Source organism: Paenibacillus diazotrophicus, assembly GCF_042610465.1.
The window spans coordinates 72,838-87,386 of sequence record NZ_JBGJZN010000004.1 but is presented as its reverse complement, the minus strand read 5'-3'; the positions used below and the strand labels follow the sequence as shown (position 1 = coordinate 87,386).

The 14,549-nt window shown below is 49.0% G+C and carries 11 protein-coding genes; 4 read left to right on the top strand and 7 right to left on the bottom strand.

What is annotated here, in order from left to right; genetic code table 11:
• Positions 1–194: 194 nt before the first annotated feature.
• From ACAN54_RS17315 to ACAN54_RS17305, 3 genes are all read right to left on the bottom strand, one after another.
• On the bottom strand, positions 195–2,159 hold the full coding sequence (locus ACAN54_RS17315; protein WP_379157770.1) for an FtsX-like permease family protein: 1,965 nt from the start codon (positions 2,157–2,159) through the stop codon (positions 195–197).
• A complete protein-coding gene (locus ACAN54_RS17310; protein ID WP_379157767.1) occupies positions 2,122–2,868 on the bottom strand; it encodes an ABC transporter ATP-binding protein in 747 nt (248 codons plus the stop codon). Before ACAN54_RS17310 ends, ACAN54_RS17315 begins: the two co-directional genes overlap by 38 nt.
• A 136-nt stretch (positions 2,869–3,004) precedes the next feature.
• Complete coding sequence (locus ACAN54_RS17305) at positions 3,005–4,453, bottom strand: ABC transporter substrate-binding protein (protein WP_379157764.1); 1,449 nt, start codon at positions 4,451–4,453, stop codon at positions 3,005–3,007.
• A gap of 129 nt (positions 4,454–4,582) precedes the next feature.
• Here ACAN54_RS17305 and ACAN54_RS17300 point away from each other — a divergent pair, with 129 nt between their 5' ends.
• The 3 genes from ACAN54_RS17300 (at position 4,583) to ACAN54_RS17290 (ending at position 8,401) form a co-directional block, all read left to right on the top strand.
• The gene (locus ACAN54_RS17300) at positions 4,583–6,439 is read left to right on the top strand and encodes a cache domain-containing sensor histidine kinase (RefSeq protein WP_379157762.1); all 1,857 of its coding nucleotides are present in this window, start codon (positions 4,583–4,585) and stop codon (positions 6,437–6,439) included.
• A complete protein-coding gene (locus tag ACAN54_RS17295) occupies positions 6,414–8,033 on the top strand; it encodes a response regulator (protein WP_379157759.1) in 1,620 nt (539 codons plus the stop codon). The genes ACAN54_RS17300 and ACAN54_RS17295 overlap by 26 nt, the downstream gene beginning before the upstream one ends.
• Positions 8,034–8,110: 77 nt before the next feature.
• The gene (locus tag ACAN54_RS17290) at positions 8,111–8,401 is read left to right on the top strand and encodes an alpha/beta-type small acid-soluble spore protein (RefSeq protein WP_379157755.1); all 291 of its coding nucleotides are present in this window, start codon (positions 8,111–8,113) and stop codon (positions 8,399–8,401) included.
• Positions 8,402–8,436: 35 nt separating this feature from the next.
• Here ACAN54_RS17290 and ACAN54_RS17285 read toward each other — a convergent pair whose 3' ends face one another.
• From ACAN54_RS17285 to ACAN54_RS17270, 4 genes are all read right to left on the bottom strand, one after another.
• Positions 8,437–9,243, bottom strand: a complete 807-nt coding sequence (locus ACAN54_RS17285) for a protein-glutamine gamma-glutamyltransferase (protein ID WP_379158728.1) — start codon at positions 9,241–9,243, stop codon at positions 8,437–8,439.
• A gap of 1 nt (position 9,244) precedes the next feature.
• Entirely contained in the window at positions 9,245–10,498 is a 1,254-nt protein-coding gene (locus ACAN54_RS17280; protein WP_379157752.1) for a PucR family transcriptional regulator, read from the bottom strand.
• Between the two features lie 267 nt (positions 10,499–10,765).
• Positions 10,766–11,899 (bottom strand): alanine dehydrogenase, encoded by a 1,134-nt coding sequence (gene ald / locus ACAN54_RS17275; RefSeq protein WP_379157749.1) that lies wholly within the window; start codon positions 11,897–11,899, stop codon positions 10,766–10,768.
• Between the two features lie 316 nt (positions 11,900–12,215).
• Positions 12,216–13,442 (bottom strand): Zn-dependent hydrolase, encoded by a 1,227-nt coding sequence (locus tag ACAN54_RS17270; RefSeq protein WP_379157746.1) that lies wholly within the window; start codon positions 13,440–13,442, stop codon positions 12,216–12,218.
• Between the two features lie 216 nt (positions 13,443–13,658).
• On the opposite strand from ACAN54_RS17270, the gene ACAN54_RS17265 reads away from it, so the two are divergent.
• Entirely contained in the window at positions 13,659–14,534 is an 876-nt protein-coding gene (locus tag ACAN54_RS17265; protein ID WP_379157743.1) for an aldose 1-epimerase family protein, read from the top strand.
• The last annotated feature ends 15 nt before the right edge of the window (positions 14,535–14,549 follow it).

Here is a 14,549-nt window from a genome sequence, read left to right as displayed (position 1 = left end):
ACCTGGTGAACGGCAAAGGCTAAATAAGGCCATCTATAATAAAAGTTCGATAATCTACAGAGTTTTCATCTATAGCTGATGACGAAAGCATAAAGGACCGCTCCAAAAAGCACATAGGCTTTTGGAACAGTCCTTTGCATTTGCCTTCCCTTTTCAACTTCAACTGTCACTATCAGGCACAGATTTTTATTCAGTCACCTGGAGACAGACATTCTCGCGTTTGCTTGCTTATAGGAGACGAAGACGTAACCACGATAAACACATAAATGAAGGAACAGAAAAGCCATTGTAGTTATAAGCGCAGACAAAATACCGGTAATACCATATCCATAGGTGCTGTTGATGTAGTAGCTAAAAATCAAGGTGATAATCCCCGCATATGCAAAAGGAGTGAAAAATATAACGCGGATCTTTTGGCGGACCATCGTTCTCATCTCATCCTCAAGAAAGCCGATTCTATACAGACCAAGGTATTTCTTGATATCATCCTGGGACTCCATCTTCAATTTGAAGTGAACCATAGTGACGGCAGAACAATACAACAGTATACAAGCATACACTACTATAAACGTTAGAAAGTTTGAACTTTGAAGCGCGGTACGGTAGGCCTCAATTCTGGAACTGACTTGATAGAAACGGTCTCCTTTATCGATTACATTAATCCCCTGAAGCTTATTCGATACCTCATTTATAATCCCTTCCGAATGCCGCCAATCCGCAAAATCATATAAATGCAGGATTCCATTTATTTTATAGTCATCGCTGCGGGTCACAATCCATCCGTAATCCTGTGAGTTGACTATAAGGATCCTGTCAGAGATGCAGTTAATTTGGCCGAACAGGGGATCTATCAGGATTCTCTGAATATCGAAAGATTCTGCGCCTGTACGGGAATTAATCTTAATACCGGTAAGGTTCATATCTAGAACATGCTCATATCCGTCATTGGCATCGTATGGATACACATAAATCAAGGAACCTTGTTCGATCTTATAGTCCTTCTTAAATATTTTATTGATATCCTTAACATCAAATAGCGTGTACGTATTGTTCCTCACAAATTTCACGCGATCATTTCGTATGATTGAATTGCTGTGATGCTCTGCAATTTGCTTGATATCATCGTCTTTCAAAGGTTGATAGCTGCCACTCACTTCAGCATAGGCCATATGAGCTGGGTGATACGTGACTGCGTTATTTTTAAAGTTAGGATATGTAACTAGGCTAATCATCATAAAGAAAAGGATCGCAAAAAAAATCCAAGTTGTCACAAAGAAAATCGCCCTGTTTTTTCGATAATAATATTTCATATCTGAAATCAGAAACAGATGTTTGGTATAGGACTGAGGGTGCTTTTGCTTATAATATTCGATCAGTGCTTCACCGTTGAATATAATAAAAAATGAGCCTAATACACAAAAGAATAAACTCAAAAACCAGATATTGCTGCTGTTCTGATAAAAGAGCATCACGATCACAATGGATAGAATCGTGAAGCCTAAGCCGACTACGCATAAGGAGACTTTGGAATATCTCCCGCTTTCTGCCTTCTGTGTATACTTGATCTTATCCAGAATTGTACTCTTCAACATTCCCAACAAATTGATTAATAAGGAAAGTACAAATACCCCCGTAACATACAGTGCGGTCACTTTATAAGAGATAATAGAGACGGAAATAGGGATGCCATGAATCCCGATACCATATCGGATGATTCCCCAGAAGAACAAAGACAATAGGGTACCTAATCCCAACCCACCCACTAAGAATAGGATGCACAATACCATATTCTCTAGTAAAAAATGATTTCTAGCCTCATTTTCAGTCATCCCTAAAGTAAGTAATATTCCAAAATCCTTAGATCTGACTTTCATGAACACTTTATGAGTATAAGGAATAAACAAGCAGCTAAACAGAATAACAAGCACAGTTGGAGCATAAATATTGCTGGAGATCATCGGATTGACAATGGATGGATCTTTAAACGACTTATTGACAGAAATCGAAATAAAACTGTATAAAATCGCGACTGATGCTAGATTGCACCAGATAAATAGCCGGTACTGCCCTATATTTGATCTGAACATCTTGAAGGCGATCGCCCGGAATGTCATCGTAACCTCATACGCTTCCTTTCTGCAAGACTTCCATGATTTCATTCATGAAAGTTCCTTTATCACCCTTCTTCTTGATCTCTCCCAATACAAAGCCATCCTTAAGAAAAATAACCCTCTGACAATACTGAGCGGAAAATGGATCATGCGTGACCATAAGAATACTTGTTTTATACTCCTTGTGGATCATATCAAAATAAGAGAGAACTTTTTCAGAGGATTGGGAATCCAAATTACCCGTAGGTTCATCAGCAAACAAAATTTTGGGTTCGTTAATGATAGCGCGGCATATGGCTGCTCTCTGTTGTTGCCCACCCGATATCTCATAAGGATATCTGTCCAATAGCGAATCGATATTCAGCATTTGAGCTAGCCGATCGACAACATCACTCTCCATCTTTTCAAAATTTTTCTCTAAAATTAAAGGGAGTATAATGTTTTCCTTCACTGTCAAACTGTTTAGTAGGTTATAATCCTGAAATACCATTCCAATATGATTTCTTCGAAATAAAGATAATTCATTTTTCTTCATCTCACAAATATTGTGACCCGATATGCGAATTTCCCCTTGATCACACTTGTCGATACCCGACGCCACATTTAATAAAGTTGTTTTCCCGCTTCCCGAGGTGCCCATAATCCCTACAAATTCATTATCTTCCAGGGTGATGTCGATGTTATCCAAAGCTGGCGTACTCTGGTTTGCATTCAGCTTGTACTTCTTACTGACCTTTCTCATTTCTAATGCATTCATGGCATTCATCCTTCATACTAATAGGTCTAATATAGATCGCTAGACAGCATTAAGGGACCTTTTTTACAAATTGTTTATTTTAATAACTTTATTTTCCATGTAACAATATTACTGATACCTATCAAATGTCAAACCATTATTCCGCACTTACATGACCCAAAGGATTCTTCGCATCAAACCCCGGATAAATATACTCCTCCCGCTTAAAGGAATACCCGGTTGCCGCAATATCCAGCATCTGATTCAACCGCTCACTTTCCGCGCGCAGGCCTCCGCCCATGGGTATGCCGCCGGAAAGAATCTGCAGGTAGAGCTGCATGCGGGGGCGATCACCTGAGTCACGTGGTTCCACCGAAACTGTGTTCGGATCGTACTGGTCCATAATCTGCGGGGACAACGGGTAAATGGACTCCTCTGCGGTCGGGTAAAATTCCTTAAAATGTCCCAGTCCCGGAACCTGGCCCTCCTTATCCGTTATGCCGTCTACCACCGGCAGCGCCAATGCCTGCTGGAACAGCATGGTCAGGAAGTCTTCAGACTGCAGGAATTTCCACACCTTCACCGCCGCTTCCCGGTTCGGTGCGCTGCTATTTACCGCCAGCGGTGATTGCGGAATCATCATGAGCGCCCCGCTGCCCTTTCTATCCATTGAAGTTACCGGCGGTAAAGCTGCACCCCAGTCATCCTTAGGCATATATTCCTGCAATTTCACATAGTCTTTGCTGGTTGCGTACATCATGCCGATGTTGCCATCGGCGAATTCCCTGAGCGCACTGTTCCGCTTGAGCAGCGTCTCTCCGGGATACAGGCTTCCCTCAGCCTTCATATCCAGCAGCATTTGCAGCCAGGGGGCATATACACTCAGATCATAACGTCCGGTCCGGTAATTATAGAGGTATACCCCGCTATAGGTATTGGACATCTCAAGACCGGTCTGCAGACTGTCCTGGCTGTCTCCCGCAGCCAGCGCGAAGCCGTATTTGTTCACGCCGACCCCGGCCCGGCTGATCTTGGCTGCAGCCTGCCTCACTTCATCGAAGGTGACCGGTGGACGCGCCGTATCCAGTCCGGCGCTCTGGAATAGCCGCTTATTATAGATCAGGCGCACCGTCTCAATACTGGAGGGCAGGAAGTAGATTCCCCCCTTAAACAGAGAGCTGCGGGCGTAATCTCTGGCCCACTTCGGAAATCTGTTGAGATCCAGAGGGTCCAGATCAGCGCTCAGATTGGCCAGATACCCCTTGTTCACATAGGTAGCCAGCCAGCTGTTATCCACGCTGAACACATCCGGTCCCTGGCCCGAAGTCATCAGCATGTTGAGGGTATCCTCGTAGGCATCGGTAGACAAATTCATCATTACAATTTCAATATGGTCAGGATTGCTCTGATTATATTGCCGGATCGCGTTCTTCACTTCCAGATTCTCCGTCCAATCATATAGCGCAATTCGCACTTGAACCGGAGGAGCCCCCTCGGGAACCGGCTCCGAATTGAACTCCACCAGCAGCGGACGGTCATAGGCAATGGCATAGACGATAAGTCCGCATAATGCCAGGCAGACGATATAGAGCAACAGCCGCTTCATCCTTCACCTCCTGCGTTGACAGCGTGACGCAGCCGTTTTACAATGAATACCATCTATTGATTGATATTTTCCAATAATACCCGTTAAATGGCAAGCGAAGATTATCCGCAGCGCTACAGGGGGGTCCAGATGAAGAAGTTATTCGATACTCTGTCCAAAACCCTCTTCTTATACAACTTCAGCATCCGCAGCAGACTTATCCTCTACTTCCTCTTTCTCGTCCTTCTACCTACCACCATTATCTCTGTAACCGTATATAACAAATCGGCGGATATCATCACCCGCAACGTCAATACATCCATTGAAAATAACCTGAATCTGGTTCAGGATAATCTGGCCCAGCGTTTTGCCGCTGCGGATCAAGCCATGATCTCGCTATATCTTAATACAGAGTTCGCTGACCTGATCTCCTCCAACCGTCCGACAGACAGCACAGGAATTATCAATGAGCTCGCCGCGCTGAACAGAATCCTGGAGAGCTTCCCCGGCAGCGGAACTTCCGGAAATAGCTTCGTCCCTATGCTATATATGCTGAACCGTCCGGAATATACGCAGTACAATTTCTCCAGACGTGTCTTTAACCTTGATCTCATTTCACTGAAGCCGTGGTATCTCAGCATTCCACCCAGGTCCGATTTCACGGTGGTTGGGCTCAGCTCGTTGGATTCGAAGTTCACCCTTAAATTTGCGAAACGCCTGTTCGGCATCCGTCATGCTCAGTTGCCCTATGTAGGCCTGCTTACCATCGATATTCCTGTAACGGAATTCGATAATCTGCTGGAACACTATAAACCTACGGCAGGCAGCCGGATTTACATCGCTGACCAGACCGGAACGATTGCGGTCAGCCCGGATGCGTCACTCCTTGGACAGAACATCAGCACCCAGGACTATTACAGCCACATGCAGTTCACCGGAGAAGGCAGCGGCACCCTCCATTCCTTCCGTCAGGTGATCGGCGGGGAGAAGATGCTGGTCTCCTATACCCGAATCCCGGAAACCGGATGGACGATTCTTTCGTTCTCACCTGTAAGCGAGCTTAACGGGGAGCTGGCCTCTTTTCAGCGGGTCATGTACATCGTAATCGGCATCTGTATGCTCATATCACTCATGATGGCTCTGCTGCTGTCAGAGAATATCTCGGCACCGATCCGCAAATTTATCCAGTCCATGTCCCATGCCGAGAGCGGCAACTTCAATATCATTATCCGCTATCGGCGCAAAGACGAATTTTCCTATTTGTTCAACCGCTACAATAAGCTGCTACAGCAGATCAAAGCGCTGATCGATAAGCTCTATGTCACCGAATTGCGCAAAAAAGAAGCCGAACTCAAAACCCTTCAGGCTCAGATCAATCCGCATTTTCTCTATAACACGCTGGATTCCATCAACTGGATTGCGATCAATCACGATATTCCCGAGATCAGCAACATGGTAACCTCACTGTCCGATTTCTTCCGCTACAGCTTGAGTAAAGGCCGGAATATTATCCCGCTGCGCGATGAACTGCGGCAGGTGGACAGCTACCTGCAGATCCAGCAGTTCCGCTTCCGGGATAAGCTGGAGTATGAGCTGGAGGAGACGGACCCCCGGGTACTAGAGGAATGTCTGGTGGTCAAGCTCAGTCTTCAGCCTCTGGTGGAGAACTCCATTATTCACGGAATACAGAAGCGGCGGGGCAAAGGCCGAATCCGCATCCGGGTGGAACGGTCGGGGGACCTTCTCTGTGTGTCCGTCTTTGACGATGGGGCAGGTGTAGATCCAGAGCGGCTGAATCAGTTGCTGACAGATCCGCATCCGGGGAACCAATCCTATGGCATCCGCAATGTGCATACCCGGATCCAGCAGTTTTTTGGTGAATCTTACGGCATCCGGTATTATGCCAATCCCGAAGACCAGAGCGGCCTCTTGGCCGTCGTCCGGTTTCCGGTGGTGACTACATGGAACGAGGTGATGGAAGATGTTGACGATGATCGTAGCGGATGATGAGCCGTTTATCCGTAAGAGTCTGATCCATGTGTTCAATTGGCAGGAGGAGTTCGGCATCGAGATCATCGGGGAGGCCTCGGATGGGCAGGAGGCATATGAGTTATGTATGGAGCTTCAGCCTGATATTTTGTTCACGGATATTATGATGCCCATGCTGGGAGGACTTGAGGTAGCTGAGAAGCTGAAGGCCGGGAATTGCCGGACCCGAATCATTATCATCAGCGGCGCCCAGGATTTCTCCTACGCCCAGAGTGCACTGAAGGTCAATGCCGAGGGGTATATACTGAAGCCCGTCAAATTACCTGAATTGCGCGAGGTCTTTCAGGAAGTCGTCAACAAGCTGCGTCAGGAGAGAGACCACCAGATGAATGTTGAGCAGCTGAAGAAACAGGTAGAGACTCACATGCCGCTAATCCGCGAGAAGTTCCTCCAGAACTGGGTAGCGGGACTATACGGGGATGAACGGGAACTCTGGGAGAAGATCAGATATTTCCAGCTTCCCTTTGAACAGGGGGATGTCCTGACGGCAGGCGTGCTCCAGCTGGATGATTACGATATCGCGGTCGACAAATTCTCGGAGGAACATAAGCAGCTGTTGTATTTTACGATCCAGAACATCATCACCGAATGTCTGGAGCGTCCGCCCGGGGGAATCTCTTTTGTCACCAGTGAGAATGAATTCATCATCATCTTCTGTCCGGATCAGTCTGCCTCACCCGGCACCAGCGGCATCACAAGCCTCTGTGACAAGATCATCGGCAGCATTAAGCAATATCTGCGGCTGGACGCATCCATTGGGATTGGCCGGGCTTGCTCCAGCGTAAGTGAACTTGAAGACTCCTATAAAGATGCGCTGGCCGCACTGGTGCATACCTTTTATACCGGCCATGGTTCCATTCTGAATATCAAGGATATACAGTCCGCTACGGAGACTCTGCAGAGCACTTTTTTTTATAAATTTCATGCCCGGCTAATGAATGAGCTGAAAGCGGGACACACCGAAGAAGTCATGGAACTGCTGGAGAAGCTCTTCGGCAAGCTGGCCGCCCCCAAGCTGCAAATTGACTATGTGCAGAGCATCTGCGCCGAGATGATTTTTACGTCTGCAAGAGCCCTCTATGAGCTGGATGAGGACATCGAGCAGGTGCTGCAGGACCGGCTGACCATTATGGACACCCTCTACAAGCAGAAGAATATATCCGGGCTCAAAGCGTATATGCTCTCTCTTTTTTATGATCTCAGCACCTATGTGGCCGGGAAAAACAGCTCCAGAAACAGCAAAACCATCAACCGCATCAGAACAATTGTTCAAGAGGGCTACGCCCACGAGCTGTCCATTGCACGAATTGCCGAAGAGGTGTTCCTGACCCCCAACTACATCAGCCTTATCTTCAAAAAAGAAACCGGAGAAACCCTTACCGACTACATCACCAGAATCCGCATTGACAAGGCCAAGGAGCTGCTGCATTCCACAGATCTGAAGGTCATGGAAATCGCTGAACGTGTCGGCTATGAGAATCCCCATTATTTCAGTACAGTATTCAAAAAAATTGTCGGCAAACATCCGCTCAAATACCGTTCTGACAAGTAAACGCATCCACCCCGATGGAATGAACAGCTGGCCTTCCGGGCAGATTAAGGGCAAAGACAGCAGGGGAGTGAGTCAGGATGGCAAGAAGGAACAGAAGATATGCGGTGCCCGGAGTAGAACAGGGAATGCAGACTTTAAAAGCAAATGTGATGAAGCAGGAAGGGTATACCGTGAATCCGGAACGGCCGGATGACGTGAAATATGAAGTAGCCAAAGAGCTGAGTGTCCCTCTGCAGCACGGCAACAACGGAGCATTGACTACGGAATCGGCGGGTCAGATCGGCGGCAAAATTGGCGGGTCCATGGTCCGGGAAATGATCCGTCTTGCTCAAGAACAGCTCGCGAACACAGATCAGCAGAACAAGTAAACCTTTCCAGGGCGGGGCAGATGCCCCGTCCTTTTCTATTTCGTAATGTAGGATTTGACTCCAATTCTGGAGAATATTCTATTCCGCGTATCGCCGCTGCCCTTCGAACTCCGCACCGACCGGCTGGACAAGGTCTGCAGATAGGCAAAATCCGGGTGAAGTGCTTCATCCGTAAGATAGGCCGAGATCCGGCTGCCTGGCACTCTTTCACGGTTAAGTGAGGCAATGATGCTGTCCGCACTCTTAATCCCCAGCCCATGCCCATAGTAGCTGTCATTGCCGAGCAGTATCGTATTTTCACCCTGCCATTCCGGCTTATCCGGGTCATGATCCGGATTCTTGAAATACGCAACATCCCCCGGCTGCATTTCTGACGGATCGAACGTAGTGATCATCCGCAGATTACTGTCATAATTCCAATCCCACAGGAACAGGTCGGTAAAATACTGGTTAAACGCATTTTCCCCGATCATATCAATAGTCGCCTTATAAAGAATCATCACCATCGCCATAGCACATTCGAAAGCGTACAAGTGTCCATTAATAAAAATATCTTTGATGGCCGCCGAAGGGGTGACATCACTTCGCAGCTGGAAGCCCCCATTCTCTGTACGGATCCAATATCTTGGGTTGCAGCGTGAATTCTTAAATGTGGAAAAGTCTGTGCCGCCCGCACTCATCGCTCTGGCTGTTTCAATAATGCGTCCCCTCATAGTCTGTTCGAATCCCGAACCGGGATTATCATATCCAAAGGCCACTATCCATTTCCCCTTTCCTGTCACAAGTTCATCTTGTATAGATAGGTTATTGTACGTGTCGGGCCTCCGGTTGGTGCACGGCAGTCTAACTCTCCTGAAACCAGCTGTTAACCTGAGCGGTCTCCTCTGTCAGAATATCCAGATAAATGGAAGTTCGGTAATCCGTCTCCTTAAGGCTCCGGCCCGTAATCTCAGCGATCCGGTTCAGCCGGTACATCAGGGTATTGGTGTGGATATGCAGAAAGGATGCAGATTCCTTAAGATTCCCGTTCAGCGTCAAATAGACGGCGATGGTTTTGACAAAATCGCTTTTGTGCTCACGGTCATGCGCCTTCAGCGGAGAGAGCAGCGGGCTCTTGCGCGTCCGGCTGCGCTTCTGCTCCAGAATGGCCGGAATGTACGCCCAGAAGCCGATATCCTCATACAGCAGCAGGTGGCGGGCATGATAGGGCAGCAGTTTTTTAAGCTCCAGGATGGTGAGTGCTTCCCGGTAAGCAGTGGCAGCTGAGGTATATTCCCGGTAGCATGGACTGCAGCCTGCTGTCAGAGCGCAGCTTTCGCTTCGGCCCAGCTCCTGCAGCAGCTTCTGCACAAATGAAGACAACAGCTCTGTCCCCTCCACGGGAAACAGAAAGGAAAACAGGATAATCAGCCGGTTATGCTCAGCCGTCAGAAACAGCAGGCGCTGATTGGCACCCGCCTCCATAAGCTGGCGCAACCGCTGCACAAAGCGGTCATCGATCGCCTTGTCACTCTCCACCACCCCGATATAATAGCTCTCCGGCAATAGAATTGATGAGCCTTCCGCCTCCTGGCGGATACGCGATTCCGTCTCGTAATGTGAGGTCAGCAGCTTCCAGAAGAAGTCCTCGTGCGCCTTTTCCTGTCTGGTCTTCCAGCCGCGCTGCTTCAGCAGGTAACGTCCGGCAATCCCGGCAGCCTTCTCCACAATGAGCTCCGCTTGCCCCTCGGCCAGATTGCCTCGGTCCACCACCCAGATATAGCCGAGAATCTCCTGTTGATGCCGGATGCACATCGCAAGCCTGGGTCCGAGCCCCACCTCCATGACTGCCGGAATGCGGATCGGATGCGCGGTGTTCTCAAGCTGATGCATCACGCCTTTTTTGCGCAGGCCAATGATGACCGTGTTCGGCACACGCTTGCCGATAATGGTGGAGATGCGCGCCGGATCGCTCTCAAACTGATGGGAGCTGTATCCGATCACGTGATGATTGCTATCCTCGATCGTCACCTGCGACTGAAGCGATTCGCTGAGGGTATCCGCCAGGGATTCCATACTGTCAAAAAAACGATCAAATGATGGCTCTGAATCTGTCATTGTCCCCACCCCAACCTGAAGAATAGCCTTGTACTATAAGTGATTTCATTATAGCTTGGTGCTTTGCGGCTGACTATAGGGAGCGGTATCCTGGCTGCTGCCCCAGGCTGGCAGGCAGAACAAACCGGCCTGCCTTCTGCGCTTCAACAAATTCTCCTCTCACAACCCTATATCAAAAAACAGCCCGGCGATTGCTCACCGGACTGTACTCATTGTTGTTACCCCTCAGTTCTGTCTATTCTGCCCTATGGCTAGTTCTCTCCTGCTCTAGATCAGAGTGAACTCTTGCCCTACTGCTTTTTCTACCGTGTAGTACTCTTCCCCAAGAGCCTCTGCCACGGCCTGGCAGGTGATCTTGCCGTTGGCTACGTTGACGCCGCTCTTCAAGCCGGCATCGTCTTCAATCGCCTTGAACACACCTTTATTTGCAATTTGCAGTGCATATGGAACCGTAACGTTAGTTAAAGCCATGGTCGATGTTTTGGCTACAGCGCCCGGCATATTGGCTACGGAGTAATGCAGTACGCCGTATTTCTCAAATACCGGGTTATCGTGGGTAGTTACCCGGTCAATTGTTTCTACGATCCCGCCCTGGTCAATCGCTACGTCTACAATGACAGAGCCCGGCTTCATCGTCTTGACCATTTCTTCCGTAACCAGCTTTGGCGCTTTCGCACCAGGGATCAATACCGCACCTACCAGCAGGTCCGCTTCGGCTACGGCTTTGGCAATGTTGTAAGGATTTGAGATCAGCGTATTAATCTGTGCGCCAAAAATATCATCCAGCTGACGGAGTCTGTCCGCGCTGAGGTCCACAATTGTTACTTCGGCGCCGAGGCCGATCGCCATCTTCGCTGCGTTGGTACCCACTACACCCCCGCCGATAATGCTAACCTTGCCTCTGCTGACACCCGGAACACCGGAGAGCAGAATGCCTTGTCCGCCGTAATTCTTCTGCAGGAACTGTGCGCCGAGCTGTACGGACATCCTTCCGGCTACTTCACTCATCGGTGTCAGCAAGGGCAATGTGCGTCCGTCAACAACCGTTTCGTACCCGATAGCGAATACACCTTTGTCCTTCAGGGCGGTAGCCAGAGCAGGCTCTGGAGCCAGATGCAGATAAGTGAAGAGGATGAGGCCCGGACGGAAGTAGCCATATTCGCTTTCCAGCGGCTCTTTAACCTTCATGACCATTTCAGCGGCAGCCCATACTGCAGCAGCTTCAGCGATCAGTTCAGCACCGGCTGCGGCGTACTCTTCGTTCAGGAATCCGCTGCCCAATCCAGCTCCGGCTTCCACCAGCACCTGATGTCCCTCAGCTACCAGACTTACGACTCCTGCAGGGGTAATGGCGACACGGTTTTCGTTATTTTTGATTTCCTTAGGCACTCCAATAATCATTGTTCATCGCTCCCGTCTGTTATGTTTCTCTTATGTAAAGAATGATAACACAGGAATTATTCTCGCAATTTGGGTAAAAAGAAAAACATTATCTGCCATGATTGTGTTTTAACACAATGCAGGGGGTGAAAACCCTATAGATGAACTCTGTAACCGTTGGTATATCTGACAAAGAGATATTCAATCATGAAAAAAGACACCTTCACCGGTGTCTTAAGGTACTGAAACTTATGAAACAAATATGGAAATAGACGCAGTCATTCACATAAGGTTGGCTTATCGGTCCGGATAACCGCGTTATGTTTAATGACACGGTTCAGTTGTCCAATATAGAAAGCACCGTCTCCAGTACAACATTTACCCCCTGCTCGCATTCCTCATAGGAGGTCAGCTCCTCCTCGCAGTGGCTTTTTCCGTTTACACTCGGTACAAAGATCATGGCTGACGGAAGGAAACCAGCCACGAACTGGGCGTCATGTCCTGCGCCGCTGGCCATTTTTTTGCTGGAGTAGCCCAGGGTCGATGCTGCCTGCTCCACCAAGGCACAGATTTCAGGGTCGAACCACACGGTATCGCGGCCCCATAGCTTGGTCTTCGAGACGATACAGCCCAGTTGCTCTTCAGGCAGGCCGTTAATCATATCCTCTACCGTGCGGACAATGTCCATGTCCTTATGTCTGGCTTCAACAGTGAAGATCACCTTGTTCGGGATCACCGTATGGATATTAGGCAGCACATTCATACGGCCCATGGTGAAGACCAGTTCGGAATCGAGCACTCCCAGCTTGCTGCGCAGCTCGGTTATCAGGTCGGTGGCAGCGAACAGTGCATCCTTACGCATATCCATCGGCGTGGTCCCTGCATGATCGGATTCGCCGGTCACTTCAATCTCATAGCAGACCATACCGACAACGCAGTCGACGAGGCCGATGGTGAGGTTTTCTTTTTCCAGTACGGGCCCCTGTTCAATATGCAGCTCCAGATAAGCGGTTGCTTCCTTGATCCGGTTCGCGGCATCCCCTGCATACCCGCTCGCCTCCAGTGCTTCGGCAAAGGTGGTCCCTTCCGGGTCCCTTTTCTTCAGCATCTCGGCCTTATCGAACTTGCCGGAGAGCACGCCTGAAGCCATCATCGAAGGCTCAAACCGCGCACCTTCCTCATTCGTGAAATTCATGACCGTCACCGGCAGCCGTGGCTTAATCCCATGGTCAAACAGAGTACGCACCACTTCCAGACCGGCAATTACCCCAAGCACGCCATCGAAACGTCCGCCCTTCTTGACCGTGTCCAGATGTGAGCCGATCACCACAGGCGGTCCTGCTTCTGTCCCTTTGAGCGTCGCATACATGGTTCCCATATCATCAACTTTGGCCGTCATTCCCAGCTCTTCACAGCACGCAGCGAAGTAATTCCGCACCATCACATCCTGCTCCGACAGCGACAGCCGGGTCACCCCATTATTCTCCGTACGCCCAAAATCGGCAAAGGCCTCAATCGTATTCTTCAATCTTTCACCGTTCACGAATATCTGCTTCTGCTGCATGGCCCTATCCCTCCGCTTCGAACGCTTAGTTATACAGAAACTTTGCTTTGTATATATGTTATACCATTCCGCCTGATTGTCATTTTACACAGTGTAATAATTATTTTTTGGAATTTTCACGATGTGTTACATCGGTCCCGCTGAAGTCTGATAAAATATGAACAGCAGTCAGCAGCAGACAGGGCTGGCTAACCATTGTGAAAGGGGAGTCAACATATGAACACCATTTTGCGCAGCAGTTCAGCACAGGCTGAGATTAGCACCCTGGGGGCGGAGCTTGTCAGCTTCACTCGAAAGGACACAGGCACTGAATATATCTGGAGCGGGGATGCCGCCTATTGGACAGGCCGTTCTCCTGTATTGTTCCCCATCATTGGGGCTGTCCGGAACGGAGAGATCAAGGTACGCGGGGAAGCCTACAAGCTTGCCAATCACGGCTTCGCCAGACGCAGCGAGTTCACCGTCGTGGAAGCAAGTGAGTCCCGCGCGGTCTTCCGGCTCACCAGCAGTGAGCATACCCTGGCCAGCTATCCGTTCCAATTCAACCTGTTTATCACGTACACGCTGAATGAGAATACGCTTAAGCTGGACTACCGGGTAGAGAACATAGATCAGCAGGATATCTTCTTCCAGCTGGGTACACACCCTGCCTTCAATTGCCCGCTGGATGAGAACGGAAGCTTCAGCGACTATGTACTGGAGTTCTCCGAGAACGAAACGCTGGACCGGGAGTTCCTGAATAGTGCGGGCCTGCGGATCAGTGGCCATTCAGAACCTGTGCTGAGAGGAGAACGCATCCTTCCGTTAACCCATGAGATGTTCAAGGACGATGCGCTGGTTTTCCAGAATGTAGCCTCAAGGACTATTACACTGAAGAGCAAGCTTACTGAAAAAAGTGTCGCCGTATCCTTCGAAGGCTTCCCGGATCTCGGCATCTGGCAAAAGCTGAATGCGCCTTTTCTCTGCATCGAGCCTTGGCAGGGATTTGCAGACAGCGATACGTTCGACGGTGAACTGCAGGACAAAGAAGGTGTGATTGGCCTGGAACCAGGAGCGAATTTCGCCAGCTCGCTAACCATCGAAATTAATTAAAGAGCCAAAAAAAGG

Coding starts and splice junctions, on each gene's coding strand:
- ACAN54_RS17315 (WP_379157770.1), bottom strand. CDS start 2,159: ATGAAATCATGGAAGTCTTGCAGAAAGGAAGCGTATGAGGTTACGATG.
- ACAN54_RS17310 (WP_379157767.1), bottom strand. CDS start 2,868: ATGAATGCATTAGAAATGAGAAAGGTCAGTAAGAAGTACAAGCTGAAT.
- ACAN54_RS17305 (WP_379157764.1), bottom strand. CDS start 4,453: ATGAAGCGGCTGTTGCTCTATATCGTCTGCCTGGCATTATGCGGACTT.
- ACAN54_RS17300 (WP_379157762.1), top strand. CDS start 4,583: ATGAAGAAGTTATTCGATACTCTGTCCAAAACCCTCTTCTTATACAAC.
- ACAN54_RS17295 (WP_379157759.1), top strand. CDS start 6,414: ATGTTGACGATGATCGTAGCGGATGATGAGCCGTTTATCCGTAAGAGT.
- ACAN54_RS17290 (WP_379157755.1), top strand. CDS start 8,111: ATGGCAAGAAGGAACAGAAGATATGCGGTGCCCGGAGTAGAACAGGGA.
- ACAN54_RS17280 (WP_379157752.1), bottom strand. CDS start 10,498: ATGACAGATTCAGAGCCATCATTTGATCGTTTTTTTGACAGTATGGAA.
- ald (WP_379157749.1), bottom strand. CDS start 11,899: ATGATTATTGGAGTGCCTAAGGAAATCAAAAATAACGAAAACCGTGTC.
- ACAN54_RS17270 (WP_379157746.1), bottom strand. CDS start 13,442: ATGCAGCAGAAGCAGATATTCGTGAACGGTGAAAGATTGAAGAATACG.
- ACAN54_RS17265 (WP_379157743.1), top strand. CDS start 13,659: ATGAACACCATTTTGCGCAGCAGTTCAGCACAGGCTGAGATTAGCACC.